The organism is Paenibacillus sp. FSL F4-0243 (assembly GCF_037963295.1).
In the GTDB taxonomy this organism is placed as follows: Bacteria; Bacillota; Bacilli; order Paenibacillales; family Paenibacillaceae; genus Paenibacillus_AQ.
Genome location: NZ_CP150151.1, coordinates 3,402,799 through 3,418,132, shown reverse-complemented (window position 1 = coordinate 3,418,132; position 15,334 = coordinate 3,402,799). Strand labels below are relative to the sequence as shown.

The 15,334-nt window shown below is 42.1% G+C and carries 11 protein-coding genes and 1 pseudogene; 3 read left to right on the top strand and 9 right to left on the bottom strand.

The genetic code is table 11. The annotated features are described in order from the left end of the window. Nucleotides 1–93: 93 nt before the first annotated feature. Together NSS87_RS15105 and NSS87_RS15100 are read right to left on the bottom strand one after the other, a co-directional pair. Entirely contained in the window at nucleotides 94–693 is a 600-nt protein-coding gene (locus tag NSS87_RS15105; protein ID WP_339248233.1) for a YdeI/OmpD-associated family protein, read from the bottom strand. Then, on the bottom strand, nucleotides 669–1,610 hold the full coding sequence (locus NSS87_RS15100; RefSeq protein ID WP_339248231.1) for an alpha/beta hydrolase: 942 nt from the start codon (nucleotides 1,608–1,610) through the stop codon (nucleotides 669–671). Before NSS87_RS15100 ends, NSS87_RS15105 begins: the two co-directional genes overlap by 25 nt. A 98-nt stretch (nucleotides 1,611–1,708) precedes the next feature. Here NSS87_RS15100 and NSS87_RS15095 point away from each other — a divergent pair, with 98 nt between their 5' ends. After that, nucleotides 1,709–2,620 carry a YafY family protein gene (locus NSS87_RS15095; RefSeq protein WP_339248230.1) on the top strand — a complete coding sequence of 304 codons (912 nt, stop codon included), beginning with the start codon at nucleotides 1,709–1,711 and terminating at the stop codon, nucleotides 2,618–2,620. A gap of 312 nt (nucleotides 2,621–2,932) precedes the next feature. Here NSS87_RS15095 and NSS87_RS15090 read toward each other — a convergent pair whose 3' ends face one another. Beyond that, nucleotides 2,933–5,443 carry a DUF4855 domain-containing protein gene (locus NSS87_RS15090; protein WP_339248228.1) on the bottom strand — a complete coding sequence of 837 codons (2,511 nt, stop codon included), beginning with the start codon at nucleotides 5,441–5,443 and terminating at the stop codon, nucleotides 2,933–2,935. Nucleotides 5,444–6,019: 576 nt separating this feature from the next. On the opposite strand from NSS87_RS15090, the pseudogene NSS87_RS15085 reads away from it, so the two are divergent. After that, nucleotides 6,020–7,240, top strand: a pseudogene (locus NSS87_RS15085) (IS110 family transposase). Nucleotides 7,241–7,447: 207 nt separating this feature from the next. Here NSS87_RS15085 and NSS87_RS15080 read toward each other — a convergent pair. Together NSS87_RS15080 and NSS87_RS15075 are read right to left on the bottom strand one after the other, a co-directional pair. Beyond that, nucleotides 7,448–7,801 carry a VOC family protein gene (locus NSS87_RS15080; RefSeq protein WP_042188233.1) on the bottom strand — a complete coding sequence of 118 codons (354 nt, stop codon included), beginning with the start codon at nucleotides 7,799–7,801 and terminating at the stop codon, nucleotides 7,448–7,450. A 76-nt stretch (nucleotides 7,802–7,877) separates the two neighbouring features. Next, nucleotides 7,878–8,678: a phosphotransferase gene (locus NSS87_RS15075; RefSeq protein WP_339248225.1), complete on the bottom strand. Its 801-nt coding sequence runs from the start codon at nucleotides 8,676–8,678 to the stop codon at nucleotides 7,878–7,880. A 334-nt stretch (nucleotides 8,679–9,012) separates the two neighbouring features. Between NSS87_RS15075 and NSS87_RS15070 the strand changes: the two genes are divergently transcribed. After that, nucleotides 9,013–12,009: an ATP-binding protein gene (locus NSS87_RS15070; RefSeq protein WP_339248223.1), complete on the top strand. Its 2,997-nt coding sequence runs from the start codon at nucleotides 9,013–9,015 to the stop codon at nucleotides 12,007–12,009. Between the two features lie 58 nt (nucleotides 12,010–12,067). Here NSS87_RS15070 and NSS87_RS15065 read toward each other — a convergent pair whose 3' ends face one another. From NSS87_RS15065 to NSS87_RS15050, 4 genes are all read right to left on the bottom strand, one after another. Beyond that, on the bottom strand, nucleotides 12,068–12,862 hold the full coding sequence (locus tag NSS87_RS15065) for an SDR family oxidoreductase (RefSeq protein ID WP_076301113.1): 795 nt from the start codon (nucleotides 12,860–12,862) through the stop codon (nucleotides 12,068–12,070). Between the two features lie 92 nt (nucleotides 12,863–12,954). Further along, nucleotides 12,955–13,983: a helix-turn-helix domain-containing protein gene (locus tag NSS87_RS15060; protein ID WP_339248220.1), complete on the bottom strand. Its 1,029-nt coding sequence runs from the start codon at nucleotides 13,981–13,983 to the stop codon at nucleotides 12,955–12,957. A 40-nt stretch (nucleotides 13,984–14,023) separates the two neighbouring features. After that, nucleotides 14,024–14,974, bottom strand: a complete 951-nt coding sequence (locus NSS87_RS15055) for an LLM class flavin-dependent oxidoreductase (protein WP_339248217.1) — start codon at nucleotides 14,972–14,974, stop codon at nucleotides 14,024–14,026. After that, nucleotides 14,955–15,317, bottom strand: coding sequence for a hypothetical protein (locus tag NSS87_RS15050; RefSeq protein WP_042188220.1), 363 nt, complete (start codon nucleotides 15,315–15,317; stop codon nucleotides 14,955–14,957). Before NSS87_RS15050 ends, NSS87_RS15055 begins: the two co-directional genes overlap by 20 nt. Between the last annotated feature and the right edge of the window lie 17 nt (nucleotides 15,318–15,334).

Below are 15,334 nucleotides of genomic sequence, written 5' to 3'. Positions count from 1 at the left end.
GAAATACAGTAGCTCCTCTCTCCTAAAGATCAGGGAAACAATAGACCCAGATTTATGCAGTACCAAAAATCCTTTTAACGATTCTTTTGTTATTTATATTTCCTTATTCTGTAATATTTTTTTGCAATGTTGAAATTTTAGCCCTTCTTCAGATGAAGCGATCAATATTCCAAGCCTTCTTAATCGTGTTTCTTCTTTCTTGGCGCTCATTACCCACCAGATAGAATCTCTTTTATAGGATGGTGATAAATTAGTGAAGAATAGCCAGGCTGTTTGATTTGCCTTGATTTGTTCTTCATATTCTTTGGCAAGTTCCACGTTTCTTTGTTCAGAGGAATAGCCTTGTGCATCGGTTCTGTTGTTAAAGACGTGCATTCCTTCTGGTCTCATCTTTCCAAGCTGTATTAGTGCTTTTACCTTCTTTACGTTCACAGCACTCCATACACTATTTACTTTGCGCGGAGTAAAGCGAATCTTATAGCTTTGTTTATCAATGGTTTTTCGTATACCGTCAATCCACCCAAAACAAAGAGCGGCATCTACTGATGCAGACCAAGTAAAGCTTGCACGCCCTGTACTTATCCCAAAATAGCCCACCCAAATTTCACTAGCTTCAGTATGATGTTCTTCTAACCAATCGTTAAACTCTTCTTGGTTGTTGAAAAAAACTACATCTCCCATTGTTCCAGCCATTTTAAAATTGCTTGGTTTGTTTCTTCCGGCTTTTCTTCCTGGATCCAATGACCGCAATTCAGATTGACCACTTCCACATTGGGCACGAACTTCGTTAGTTTTTCAAACTTCGGGATCACATCCCGGTCGCCATAGATCATAAGTGCAGGCTGTTGGATGATTGGGTTCACGTCCGCCAATAAGCGCCAGTTGCGGTCAAGGTTCCTGTACCAATTTATACTTGCCGTGAAGCCTGATGATTTGAAGGCTGAGACGAAAACGGCCAGTTCGCTGTCGCTCATTATGGGTTCGCCGAGTGGTGTTTCTGCTCTGGCAAGATTAATCATCGCCATACCTGGCTGAGGCGCTCTGGGTGGCTCGTTTTTCCGGTAAATGTTGCGAAGGAACTGGAATGTATTTTCTTCTAATACGGCGTCTGCGATACCCGGCTGTCGATTGAAGTGGACAAAATAGTAGTCGCCGCCAAGTATTTCTTCCATGAACTCGATCCAGGGTCTTTCTCCACGCTCTTGGTAAGGCATGCTCAGATTTATCACTTTATTTACACGGTTTGGATGCAATAAGGTCAGCCACCAAACGATCATTGCACCCCAATCATGACCGACAAAGGTGGCATCTTCGTATTCGTAGTGATCGAGAAGTGCGATGAGATCACCCGACAAGTGTTCAATGTCATAGTCTGTTACTACGCTCGGACGGGATGAGTTGCCATAACCCCGCTGGTTTGGGACGATGACATGATAGCCCGCTGCGACAAGGGCGGGCACCTGATGGCGCCAAGAAAAGGCATGCTCTGGCCAGCCATGACAGAGTACAATAGGTTTTCCTAAATTTTGTCGGCCTGCTTCAAAGACTTCGAGTTCCACACCGTTGACTGAAATAAGGGTGGGCTTGGGAAAATCGGTTGGATTAAACATTGCAATTCCTCCTTCTTGTGATACATGTAGTATAATGAACAAAAGGTGACATCTTAGTGTCACCATTTTGAAATCATGTAGAAAAAAAGAGGGCAATTATGGACAAAGTGGAAAGACTCATTTCGATTATCATGATATTGCTGAGAAAAGAGATTATATCTACAAAGGAATTCTCACAACTATTCAATGTTTCCAAAAGAACGATCCTTCGCGATATGGAAACACTGAGCTTATCGAACATCCCGATCTACTCTATCAATGGGGTCAAAGGCGGGTACGGCATAATGGATGAATACAAGGTGGATAAACGCCTTTTAAGCAGCTCCGATTTACAGAATATATTAGCTGCGCTCGGCGGATTGGAACAAATCCTCCTTACTGAAGAAGTTGAAAGAACGATAAAAAAAATAGAGGCAATGGTTAGTCCTTTGTCTCTGAATCGTTCCATTCAACTGTCGTTTTATGAATGGGAAGGTCGGTCCGAGATTCTTGAAACCTTAAAGACATGTCAAACATCCATTTTAAAGAAAAGGCTGGTTTCGTTTGATTATACAGATAAAGACGGGGCTGTAACGAATAGAATGATCGAGCCCTATGAGCTGCATTTTAGCGAATCAAGTTGGTACTTGAAAGGATTCTGTTTACATCGACAGGGATGTCGAACTTTCAAGTTATCTCGGATCGATCATATTACTATGGATGAACGCGCGTTTCATCCTAGAGACGATTGGTCAGAGCAAGTACACGAAGCAAATTATCTACCTGAATTCGTCACGATTAAGGCATGGATATCGCCTAGCATAAAAGATCAAATCATCGAAAGGTATGGTCGAAGAAGTATTGAAGACCATAGTTCTGGATTTTTATTAGCAACCATTTATGTCCCACAAAATCGTATGGGATTTCAACTTTTAGCAAGCTTCGGCACTCATCTAAAAGTTGTAGAGCCCAAAACCTATGTTGAAGACTTTCGAAATTATTTATATCAAATGATGGAGAACTATTCCTGATAGATTTAGCATTAAAGCTTCAACCTTCAACTCAACTTTTCGCCGTCACTTATGGTAAGGTTCACCGCGCTGTCTGTAACGGCAAGTTTTTGAGCCATCCTTTGCGGTATTGTCATATTTTTCCAAATACGCAGTCCCGCCGACACGTGCCCACCAGCAAATCCGGTCAACTAATAGCCGAGATATTGGATATATTCCGCCTGACATGTGATGGGGTCCAAGCTAAACAAGCCCGGCACAGTGTTTCGTGCATGGGCTTGTTTTGTTATTTGGGATGAGAACCCCATATTAGGCTTTACGTATGCTAATGGATCAGCTGCCATAAACTTCGAACTCATAAAGAGAATACCAGTCGCCTGTGCCTCGATCTGTCGCATGCATCCTTATATACCTTGCATTTACCGGTTCAAAGTAGATATCGTCTATACCACCGTCTCCATTCGTTGTCATGTATATATCCGTCCAGTTGGTTGCATCGTTCGACACCTGAATCTTATAGCCCTTAGCATGAGCATACTCCCAGTTGAGTTTGACATTGTTGACGCGGGTTTCCTGTCCGAGGTCTACATAGATCCATTGCGGATTTGAATACAGGCTGGCCCATCTTGTCGTTACATTACCATCCACCGCTTTATCGGCCGTTAATGTGGATGTCTCGTTGGAAGAGGATGTTGCCGATTTGTTTAACGCTAGATTCGGTTTGCCATAAACCTGGAATTCATATAAAGAATAGCCATAGAAGGAGTAAGCTCTTTGGGTTCCGTACATTCTTACATACCTTGCATTTACGGCAGTAAAGAATATATCGTCAATCCCCCCGTCTCCATTCGTTGTCGTATACACATCCATCCAGTTGACAGTGTCATTCGATACTTGAATCTTGTAGCCTTTGCCATAGGCAAGCTCCCAATTCAATATAACTCGATTTATGTTATAAGCTTGCCCAAGGTCGATCGTAATCCATTGCGGGTCTGCAAACTGACTGGCCCATCTTGTCGTCACGTTACCGTCAACCGCATTATTCGGAGAAAGAGCTGCCTCTTGATTGGAAGATGACGTAGCTGTATTATTTAACGCCAAATTTGTTGTAGTAGCGGATCCGACGCTGTCTCCATATACTTGAAACTCATAAATAGAGTAACCATAGCTCGTGCCCCTCTCTGTTGCGTGCATTCTCACGTATCTTGCCGTTGTAGGCACAAAGCCTATATCGTCTACACCTCCATTGCCTGTCGTTGTCGAATACACATCGGTCCAATTGACCGCATCATTCGATACTTGAATTTTGTAGCTCTTGCCGTAAGCATACTCCCAGTTAAGTTTAACGCGTTTGATGTTATTAGCTTGCCCGAGATCGACGTAAATCCACTCTGTACTTGAATACTGTTGGCTTGACCACCGTGTACCCGGCAAATTGTCAACAGCTTTAGCAGCGGATAGAGAAGAACTTTGGTTGGATGAGGCTACTGCCGATTTACCGCTTGCAAGATTAACTGGAATGGTATACGTTCCTTTAACAAATTTGTAGATATCTTCATACATCTGTCTCCCGTCATAAACTCCGTTTACACCGTTGTTATTCTTGTTTTTATACAAGTTGTATATCCCAAAAATATCTTGATACCAACCCTTGACCGCTCCCGTCATGTATCCGTATTCTACGCCGGCCATTAAGTAATTATCGAATCTGTTTTTAAAATCGGGGTCGAACATCGCTCTTTCGTCAAACTCCATTTCGATGCCCTTATTATATGTTTGAGCTTGGGTCGATACATTCGTCATTCTCGAATAATCAGTCTCCGGAACGAAATAGTGATTGGGCTGCTGGATGCTAAAATCGATTGCATAATTATTCCGGTTGTTGCTTTGTCCGGCACCAAAGTATGGAATCCAGGCAAGTTTCAGACCAAGCGTATGAAGATAGTTACCAGAGTTATTAATTGCATTTACTTCACCCGGATTGCCGGGATCAATATCTTCATGGAACCAGTAGAAGCCTTTTAATTCAAGGTTGCTGTATTGGGCTTGATTCCATCTGCTTAATACGGTGTCGATATACCATTTGGTTACCTTCGTCATATTGCTAGGCATCGAATTCAGATTTTCGCTGATTCCGTCGTTATCGACATCTCCGAAATTGGTGATTTCGCTATTAGGATAAGGCAGCATAATATATACTTTGGATTTGTAATTTGTTAGGTTTAGTGTGGTTGCAACTTGCTGGGTTGCTTGGTTGAGGGCATCGAGCTGTTGATTAGAGGTGAAAATACGGTTTATATACCATTCCCAATCCGCCTTATAGGTCCACTTGGCAGGGTCCGCTGTATCACCAAAATCTCTATAGTCAGATGTGTTGATTCCTAGAAATAGAAATGAATCGAAAAAGGTGTCATCCATCACATTATTACTGTTGTAGTGCGCAACATAGGGCAAAAGCGTATTCTTGTCATACGTGCCGATTTCTCTTCCCTCGTATGTCGTTCGTCCACCGTAATATCCAGTATAAAGCAAGGCCATGTTCTTCACATTCCCAGATGCCGCGGTATTTGGTGGGAAATATCCTGTTGCAGCAGCAGCGGCAAGCGGCTGTTCTAAGTTAGACTGGGGTTGTTGCTCGAGATCAGGATCGGACTTTTCTTGTTGTCCCTGCTTATTAGGAACTTCAAGTAAAGGCTGTTGATCCTCCTGCCCCTGCGAAATCTTCGGCGACCTATCCCCTTCTCCCTTCACTACTGATGGTTGAACAGAAAAAACAATCGATAAGATTAACACAAATGATAACAGCAAGGAACTTCGTCTTGGATACCTCTGACTTCGCTTCATCTTTCATCCCCATTTCTTAGGTTTAAATGATTTTAACAAGTCTGGTACATGGTCTTGATCCGAGTGTCCATTTTATCCAAGCTCCAAACGGCCCCTTTACGACTAATTCTATGAGGCAATTTTATGCTTGAAAATAGATATCTGTTTACTTTCATATACACCTTTTTACAAATCAAAAAATGAACCGATGCACCTTTCTCTTGTTTCTTCGAAATGTGACCTACGCACATATATTCAAACCCATACGCCGCAAGGAATTCAAAAAAAACTTGCCCTTATTTGTGGTACGGTTCCCCGCGTTTGATCTTCAACTCTCCTGCCCGTTCGTATTATGAGATCAACCAGTTCTTTCTGGTTGATCCTTTTTTCATTTGCATAGAGGATTAAAGTAGCCTGGTCGAACGTACCTGCCCGTGGGACTTGATCCCGAGAGCTATAATGTTCACCCCTACTTGTCATGACCATGATTGAGGCTGGTTGGGACGTAAGATCCCGTATAACAAGCGATGCTATGGAGCGACAAGAAGATCAACCTTAGGGGATGCCGGCGAATCTACACTTACAAGGGGAGATGAAATGAATCCAGTTATCGGTCTAGATATTTCTAAAGAAGAAAGCCATGGACAAGCCTTTCTAGAGCGCGGAAAGCCATTCCAAGGGATATTCCACTTCGAGCACACTCGAGATGGTTTAGCAAATTTCCTTCAAGTTTTAACAGAAGTTGAATTTGCATCTCAACAACGTCTTTTGCTTATTCTAGAAGCAACCGGTCATTATCAAAGTCCCGTTGTTCAGTTCCTAGAGGAACATCATTATATTTATATTGTTATTAATCCGCTCATCTCAAATCGGCTTAGGAAGTCTCAACTTCGTAAAGTAAAGACGGATGCTGCTGACGCTTACCTATTGCTGTACTACAAAGAAGAATTTGAACCGTTTAAGAAAAGAGGTGTGCAACTTCTCAATCTGCGCTATCTCACAAGACAATATGAGTCTCTTTCAAAGATGTGTGTACAGACTAAACTACAATTCCAAGCTGTTTTAGATCAGGTTTTCCTGCTTACAAAGGTGTCTTTGGAGCTATGTATTCCGGTATTTCATTACAGTTTTTAAGTGAATTCCCAACCTCATATTCAGTATTACAGACGGATGAAAACACACTCAAATCTAAGATGAAAGAACTGCTTTCTTCAAAACGGGGGCGTTCAGAGGACTGGATTAACCAACGGGTGCAACGGCTGCTAGTTGCGGCAAAACAAAACCCATTTCAGCAAACCATGTATGCAAGCCACTTAATCAATTTGAAAGTCCTTATTACCCTCATTCTTCAGTACCAAGAGCATATTACTGGATCGGAACAGAACATAGATGCTCTGGCTGAAGACATTGAAGAATATGAATTAATTCAGTCGATTTCTGGTATTGGGCATAAAATTGCGGTAACAATTTTATCTGAAATTGGAGAAGTCGACCGATTTGATCATCCTAAAAAAGCTAGTCGCCTTTGCAGGCATTGATCCAAGTGTCTTTGCTTCAGGTAAGTTTACAGCAACTCGAAATTGAATCACGAAACGTGGTTCCAGGCAGTTGCGTTACGCGCTGGTTTTGGCTGTCCAATGCGGATTAATTCGCGCTCGTAATATACGAATCAAAGAATTCTACAATCGTAAGAGAGCCAAAGGAAAACCACATAAAGTGGCTCTAGTCGCATGTGCCAATAAATTGGTGCATTGGCTATATGCCATCATGAAAAACAAAAAAAATACCGGATTGCTTAATACGAAACCAATGGTATAACCTTCCAAATACAATACAATTGGGGGGGTTATTTGGCTTACCTACTTTTAAATATAACATATGATTGGGCTTTACTTTACTGGTAATCTTGACAAGCTATTAGCTGGTATAGTTTAAAATTAAAAGGAGCTACCCTATAGGAAGCTCCTCCACTATCGTTTCATGATTGTTTAACAATCTAGATTTCTGCACGCCGTGACCGTTTATCTAATGTCCATGAGCAAGAATGTTGATAAGTTTGCCAAATGGGTCGCGGACATAGAATCGCCGAACACCCCAAGGCTCATCGACAGGTCCATATTCTATCGTATATCCAGCACTCTTCATACGTTCAAACACTGCATCGACATCATCAACTTCAATCGATAGATCAGGAGTAGGCGTATTGGAGCCGCCCTGTGATGCGAAGCTTATTTGAATGTTCTCCTTCCCCAGTAAGCCGTATGTTTCAATCCAACCATGATCCATCAATAAATCAAGCTCGAGTACGTCCTGGTAAAAGCTTTTTGCTGCCGAAACATTCTGCGTTTTAATATTTGTGACAATTCGTTTTACACTCATTCTCAGGCCTCAATTCTAATGGTATACTTTTTTAATTTTATTCAATGATCCTGTCCGTGAGCGGAATATCCGATTTTTATATCCAATCCTCGAAATGATCTGTTACAAACCTAATCTCACTCTCATAGTGGGCCAAGTGACCCTCATCAACCATTTTCTGAAAGGCAGGATTCCCATCAGCAGCACCATTTCTCAACGTATCACACAGTACTATCAAACGTTGTATAATCCACTGTCGCAGATTATTTGGGACGGGAATTCCATAAGCTTCAAAAAACAAATGAATTCGCCGACGTCGCTCTACGGCATGTATTTCACATTGGTATGCTACTATGGTTCCAGAAGTATGGTCAGGTGCAAAACTCGCAAGTGGAACAGATGTGTAAAGGGTGTACGCAATGTCCCACATACGCGGACCTGGACCTGCCATGTCAAAATCAATGAGCGCCACAGGAGCCTCCTTTTGAAAGACAACATTATACAATGCTGCGTCATTATGACAGATCACTTCATGTTCGGCATCCTCGGCATAGCTAAGCTGCCATCTGTCCTCCATATTGGGCCTGAATACTGTAGTCACATCATGGAAACGACGTATAAGGTGCGCCAGACCCACAAGCGTTTCGTCCGTCCACATATATGGTTCAAGGTTTGGATAATTATTCCCTGGAACTTCTCCAGGAATAAATGTCAATATTTCACGACCAGAATCATCGATTCCGAGGAATTTTGGTGCTCCCTCATAGCCTTGTTGTTCCAAATGTTTGAGTAGTTCATGAACATTCGGACTCCAATAGCCTATAGGACGGCGAACAGTGTTCGCCATACGGACTATATGATTTACATTACCGCCTTTTAACACTTCTTCCTTAGGCATTAGGTTCATTCCTTTTCTTTTCAGTGCATTACCTGTTGCAGATTTTGACCTGTTAGCGATGAAAACTCCCTCTCTAATAATAACAATATTTACAAGTTATTGTTTAGAAAGAACAATTATAACTATACTGTCCTTTAAGATCATCGCTGGCATTTGCTCATCTTATATAAATAAAATCCATTTTAGAATCTAGATTAGAATTATTTGCTATAATGTTCTCATGAAAAATAATACGATCCTAAACAAATTAGCAATCATTCTACTTTTTATCAGCATTCTCTTTGGCCTACGCTGCATTTGGTTCAGCATATTTAAGGTTTCCAACAATGTACCTATGATTAGCAACGGTGTACTGGATTTACGTGGTCAGGATCTGGAGAAGGCTAACTTAATCAGGCTAGATGGTGAATGGAGCTTCTATCCTTCGCAATTCGTTTCGTCCAAAACTTCGACTATACCAAAGCTAACCCATTCGCTTCAAGTTCCCGGAAATTGGAACCACGCCATGGGAACTGATCAGAAATCTTCCTATGGTTATGGCAGTTACCGTCTGCGCATTTTGGTAGAACCGCTTCAGCAGCCTGTCTCATTGTGGATCAAACAAATTTATTCCGCCTCCAGCGTGGAAATTAATGGTACTCCTATTCATAATAACGGAACAATCTCTCTCGATGCCAATACATATGCACCAAGAACCACCTCATTTACAGCATCATATTTTTCGAAAAATATGACAGAAATAGATGTACTTATTCAGGTAGCAAACTTTGATCACCCCTATAAAGGTGGTATTAGTGGGCCTATTTTCTTTGGCTCTCAGGAAGTGGTTAACCGGACAAATTTTTATACCGTTGGATTTCAAATACTTACTGCAATCATCCTGCTACTACATGGGCTGTATGCCTGTATTCTGTATTTATTTAATCCTAAAGAACGTGCCCTGTTTCTTGTAGGGCTAATGACATTATCTGTAGCCGTAATCCTTTTAGCCCGAAATGACAATTTAGTTTTAGCATTACTGCCGATTAATTACACTTGGTCATTAAAAATCCGTTTAATCGCCTTCTTATGGCAGAACCTTTTTATTCTACTTGTTTTCAGGAAATTCACCTCAGGTGCCGAAGTCAACAAGTGGTTACGTGCTTACACGTGGTGTCTTTTCCTTTATACCTTATTTATATTTATCGTTCCTGCTTATTTGGTCAGTACATCGATTCACTGGGGAATCATTCAAGTGTTTCAGTATATCCCCTTCATCTGGTTAATATATAGCTTGGGGCGCTTATTGTTCAAAAGGCAAGATGAAAAAGATGTTGTTTTTCTACTGATATCAGGTGCGGCCATCATCTCTAATTTGTTATGGAATTTGTGGGATAATAACGGCCATTATTCAATTGTCTACTATCCTGTGGATATTATTGCCGCCATCGTTGGCTTCTCAGCTTATTGGTTTAAAAAGTATTTTCAGAATGCCAAAGAGAACATGGAGCTAAATGAACAGCTGAAAAAAGCGGACAAACTCAAGGATCAGTTTCTCGCCAATACTTCTCACGAGCTGCGAACACCAGTCCATGGAATTATGAATATCGCGCAAAATATAGTAACGAAGGAAAAGGATAGACTCTACGAGAGTAGCCGGCAAGATATGGAGTTACTGATTACTATCAGCCGCCGCATGTCCCATATGCTTGGTGATCTACTGGATGTAGTACGTCTTCAAGAGCATCGCGTTATTTTGTATCAGGAGCCTATTTTGGTTCAATCGGTGGTTCCCGGAGTCATCAATATGCTTCAATATATGATTGAAGGCAAACCGGTACGGCTATCCATGAACATACCAGAATCTATGCCTCCTATTCTTGCGGATGAGAAACGACTAGTACAAGTATTATTAAATCTAGTGCACAACGCGCTCAAATACACCGAGCAAGGACTTGTTTCTGTTTCAGCTGAGGAAAAAGACGCTCATGTCTTTATATATGTAACAGATACCGGAGTAGGCATGACCGAAGAGACCATGGCGCGGGTATTCCTCCCCTATGAGCAAGGCCCTCACGGAATAAATGACGGGCGTGGAATTGGACTGGGACTAAGCATTAGTAGGCAGTTGGTAGAACTACATGGTGGCAGCTTGAGCATACATTCTGAACTCGGCAAAGGTTCAACTTTCAGTTTTGCACTACCCCTTGCTGATTCCTATAGCGAACAGATAGTAAGAGAGGTTTCACCTATAACAACGTATACACCAGATGAGATTTATAAGCAGATGGCTGAATGGGGGATTTCCGAACAAACTAATCAACACACTGACAAAATCCCGCCACTCTTTACAGATGCGAAGGTGAATCTCTTGGTGGTAGATGATGACCCTGTTAATCTGAATGTGCTAAAGGGCATTCTCGAAAACGAACCTTATCTCATTACGACAGTGAACTCAGCACAAGAGGCACTGGATTGGCTAGATAAAAAGAGTTGGGATTTACTGATTAGTGATGTAATGATGCCGCATATGTCAGGATATGAATTAACGCAAAAGGTTCGCGCTCTTTATTCCCTATATGAGCTTCCAGTGCTATTGCTGACTGCCCGCAGTCAACCTGAGGATATTTACACTGGATTCTACTCCGGCGCAAATGATTATGTTACCAAACCGGTGGATGCAGTTGAACTCAAATATCGCATTCGAGCTTTAACAGCGATGAAAATTTCTTTTAATGAACGGGTGCGTATTGAAGCGGCTTATCTACAGGCACAGATACAACCCCATTTCTTGTTCAATACATTGAACTCTATTGCGGCACTCAGTGATATGGATACTAAAAAGATGCAAGAGCTCATCACTGCATTTACTTCCTTTTTGCGAATCAGCTTTGACTTTTTAAATATCGAAGAACTCGTGAACCTTTCACATGAACTAGAGCTGGTAGAATCTTATTTGTATATTGAACAAACACGATTTGCAGAACGAATTTCCGTTGTTTGGGAGGTAGATCCAGACATTAATATTCTGTTACCCCCTCTATCCATCCAACCCTTGGTAGAAAATGCTATCAAGCATGGTCTGCTCAAGCGTCAACAGGGGGGTACCGTTTATATTCGGATCTCACGTCTGAACAATGCTGTAAAGATCGAAGTGGAGGATAATGGGCAAGGTATGGATCATAGAACGCTCGCGTTGTTGCTGGAACCGACCATGAAAGCTAAAAGTGGCATCGGACTGGCTAACACCCATCGAAGACTGATGCAATTGTATGGTCAGGGTCTTTTTATTCAAAGTAAACAAGGTGAAGGTACTTTGGTATCCTTTGTTATACCGGAGGACAGTGAATAATATATCAAATAAAAAAGCCATTCCATAAGGAGTGGCTTTTTGTGTATCGATACTACATTTAGAAAATAGTAGGTACCATGCCCCCATCCATACGGATCGGAGAACCTTTAAATGCAGAGGCATAGGGACTGCTCATAAATGCTGCTAGTCTACCTATTTCATTAGGTTTAATAAATCGCTGTATTTCAGATTGCGGTAAGTTTTTAGCCATGAATTTTTTCTCTTTTTCTGAAAAGGTCAACGCTTCATCTGGGTACATTCCATCAATGATTTGGTGCACGTTTTCAGAGAGTGTTGGTCCTGGCATGATAGTATTGACGGTAACTTCTGTTCCGATTGTTAATTTAGATAAGCTTTTTGCTAATGATAATAGCATTGATTTGGTCATTGCATACTGTGGCATTTGAGCTGACGGCATTATTGCTTCTTCACTAGCAATGAAGATCACGCGACCAAAATTGTTTTCTAACATTTTTGGTAAATAAAATTTTGTTAATCCATTTGCAGCAAGAACATTCGTACGGATGTATTTTTCAAATATTTCATCGTCAACGTCGTCATAGCTCATCAGTTCATAAATCCCCATATTATTAACTAAAATATCGATATGGGGGTGTTTTTCAAATAAAGCTTCTCTTTGCTCCATATCTACAATATCGGCTGTAGCATTCTGTGGAGAAGTTTCCGGGAATTTTGCTTTAATTTCATTTACTGTTTGTTCTACCTTTTCATAATTACGTCCATTTATTAGTACATTAACGCCTTCGTTGGCAAGTTCAAAGGCGATAGCTTTACCAATACCTTTTGTAGATCCTGTAATTAAAGCTGTCTTATTGTTTAATCCCATATCCATATTTCTTTTCTCCTTTTATCATGGCAAGTTAATTAGCAGTTTCTCAAGAACTGTACTGAGCATCGGCTAGTATTTATACTATCTTACCGGGATTATTCAGTAACTAGTGTCTTGCGCCAAACTTCTTGTTTAACACGCCAATTTGAAGGAGTATCTCCTTCCCAAAGTCGGAAGGCACGATAGAACGAGTTCTGATCTTCATATCCGATCAAGAAAGCCACCTCTTTAACATCGAGGGAAGGATCTGCTAAATACGCTCGCGCCTGCTCATGTCTGGCTTGTGTCAGCAAATGCTTGAAGCTCGTATTTTCTTCAGTAAGCCTTCGCTGTAAGGTACGAGCACTCATCCTTAGCTCTTTAGCAACGGTTTGAATCTCGGGTTGGCCTCCGCTAAGGCTGCGTTTCATAATCCATTTGACCCTTTCAGTAATTGAGCGATTGCCGTGCTGTTCAGCAAGTGTCCGATCCAAAACAGGAGTCAGAATCTCTAGCAACTCTTCGTTATACGAGATAAAGGGCAGATCCAAGTCACTACGTCGTAGTGTTAAGCGGTTAGTCTCAGCACCGATCTGAATTCGACAGCCGAAATAAGCTTCAAGAACCTCTAAATTCACTATGGGTTGTGAAAATTCTACAAACTGTGCTGTCAGAGGTATACCTGTTCCCCGCCGCCCAAGCTCCAGTAAAAACGCCAGTGTAAGGCCAAGCAGCAGCGGTGGACCGGAATACTCGGGATGCTGCCAATTCAATTCGATTGCACACAACTCTCCCTCCTCGACGATATGCAAGCTTTCTGGAGGGCACATTCGTTTATAGCGCACCATTCGGTTTAGAGCGTCGCGATAATCTTTAGCATGATAAGTGGCTAAGACGGTCGGCGGATATTGTGTGGTTTCAAAAACGGTTGCTAGCTTGATGATTCCCTCAGCAGTGTCTCCAACGAGATCCGAATATGCCTGCCAGATAGCGAAATATTGGGCTGTGGTGACTGCTGACTCCGTGATAAGGCTCAGGGGTAGACTTGCTTTACTGGCTATATCTTGAGCGGTTATCCCTAATTGAATTAATCCAGCCCAAAATCCGGGAGGGATTTTAATGGAGTCAGAGGTATGAGTCTGCATCTATGTGGACCTCCTTTAGCATCATTGCATGAAGAAAGGGCTAGTTAGAATTCAAGCAAGCGCGGGCAAGCAACTCAAACGAATGCAGCCGTTTCTCATAGTCTGGAATCATAGTAACGATAATGAATTCATCAACTCCATACAAGTGAGATAACTGTTCCAGCTTTTCTTTAATGCTTTGGGGTGTGCCTATCAGCAGTTTACGTTCCAAAAGCTTGGATTTCTCTTCGGTTGAGCCTTCTTGTTGAAATAATGTCATACCGGAAGAGGCTAGCCGCTCTGCTTCTTCCTCAGTCTCGGCACAAATAACGCCAACAGCTACGATGGCCCGAGGACTAGCATTAACTGAAGAAGGGATAAAAGCTTCACGGTAAGCTTGCAAAATCTCTTCCCCAGCTACATCGCTCATGAATTGACCAAACACATAGCCTGCTCCAAACTCGGCAGCATATGCTGCACTTTTCTTGTTTGTACCCAGCATCCACAGCTCTGGCGATTCGGGTGGAGTCGGACGGGCGGTTATCTGACGTCCTTCATATGAATAGTTCCCCTGCAACAATTCGGTGACTCCCTTAAGCAGTTCCGGCATTTTCCAAACATTTTCGAGAAAATTCCCGCTCAGCGCTAAGCTTACTTCAGCAGCACCGCCAGGAGCCCTGCCTAACCCAAGGTCGATGCGTCCCGGATATAAACTTGCCAGCAAATGAAAAGATTCCACTACTTTTAACGGCTTATAGTGCGGCAGCAATAAAGCTCCCGATCCGATGCGGATATGCTGTGTTCTCGCTCCGATATGCGATAAAAACACCTCTGTGGAGGTACACGCTAAGCCCGGCATATCATGATGTTCGGCAACCCAATATCGAGTATATCCCAGTCTTTCAGCTGTTTGAGCCAGTTCCACGGCTTGTCCTAAAGCAAAGCTTGCATCCACATTATCAAATACAGGTACAAGGTCCAAAACACTCAGCTTAATGGATGTCGTTGTCATGGCTACGTCCTACTCGAGGGTTTCGGTAAAATTCAATCATATCAATAAAAGTAACCTTGTAATCGCCGGCAATCGCTGCCAGATTATACATTCGTCCATGGCCGTCTTCTTTGGACGCGAACACAACATCGTGCCGCAGCTTATCCATAATCACTTTGCCGATGAACTGGTGCTCGTATTCCGCATATTTCTTTTTAAACTCTTCATTAAATTCCAGCAGGTCCTGATAAGAACGCTCAAGCATTGCGTTTACCAAGGTCAGTTCATTGCCCTCTTTTTGCACCGCTACGTAATAATTCCCACGTTCATCCTTAATCAAATCCTTATACAACTCAACGTTCAAAGTTAATTTCTCCTCTC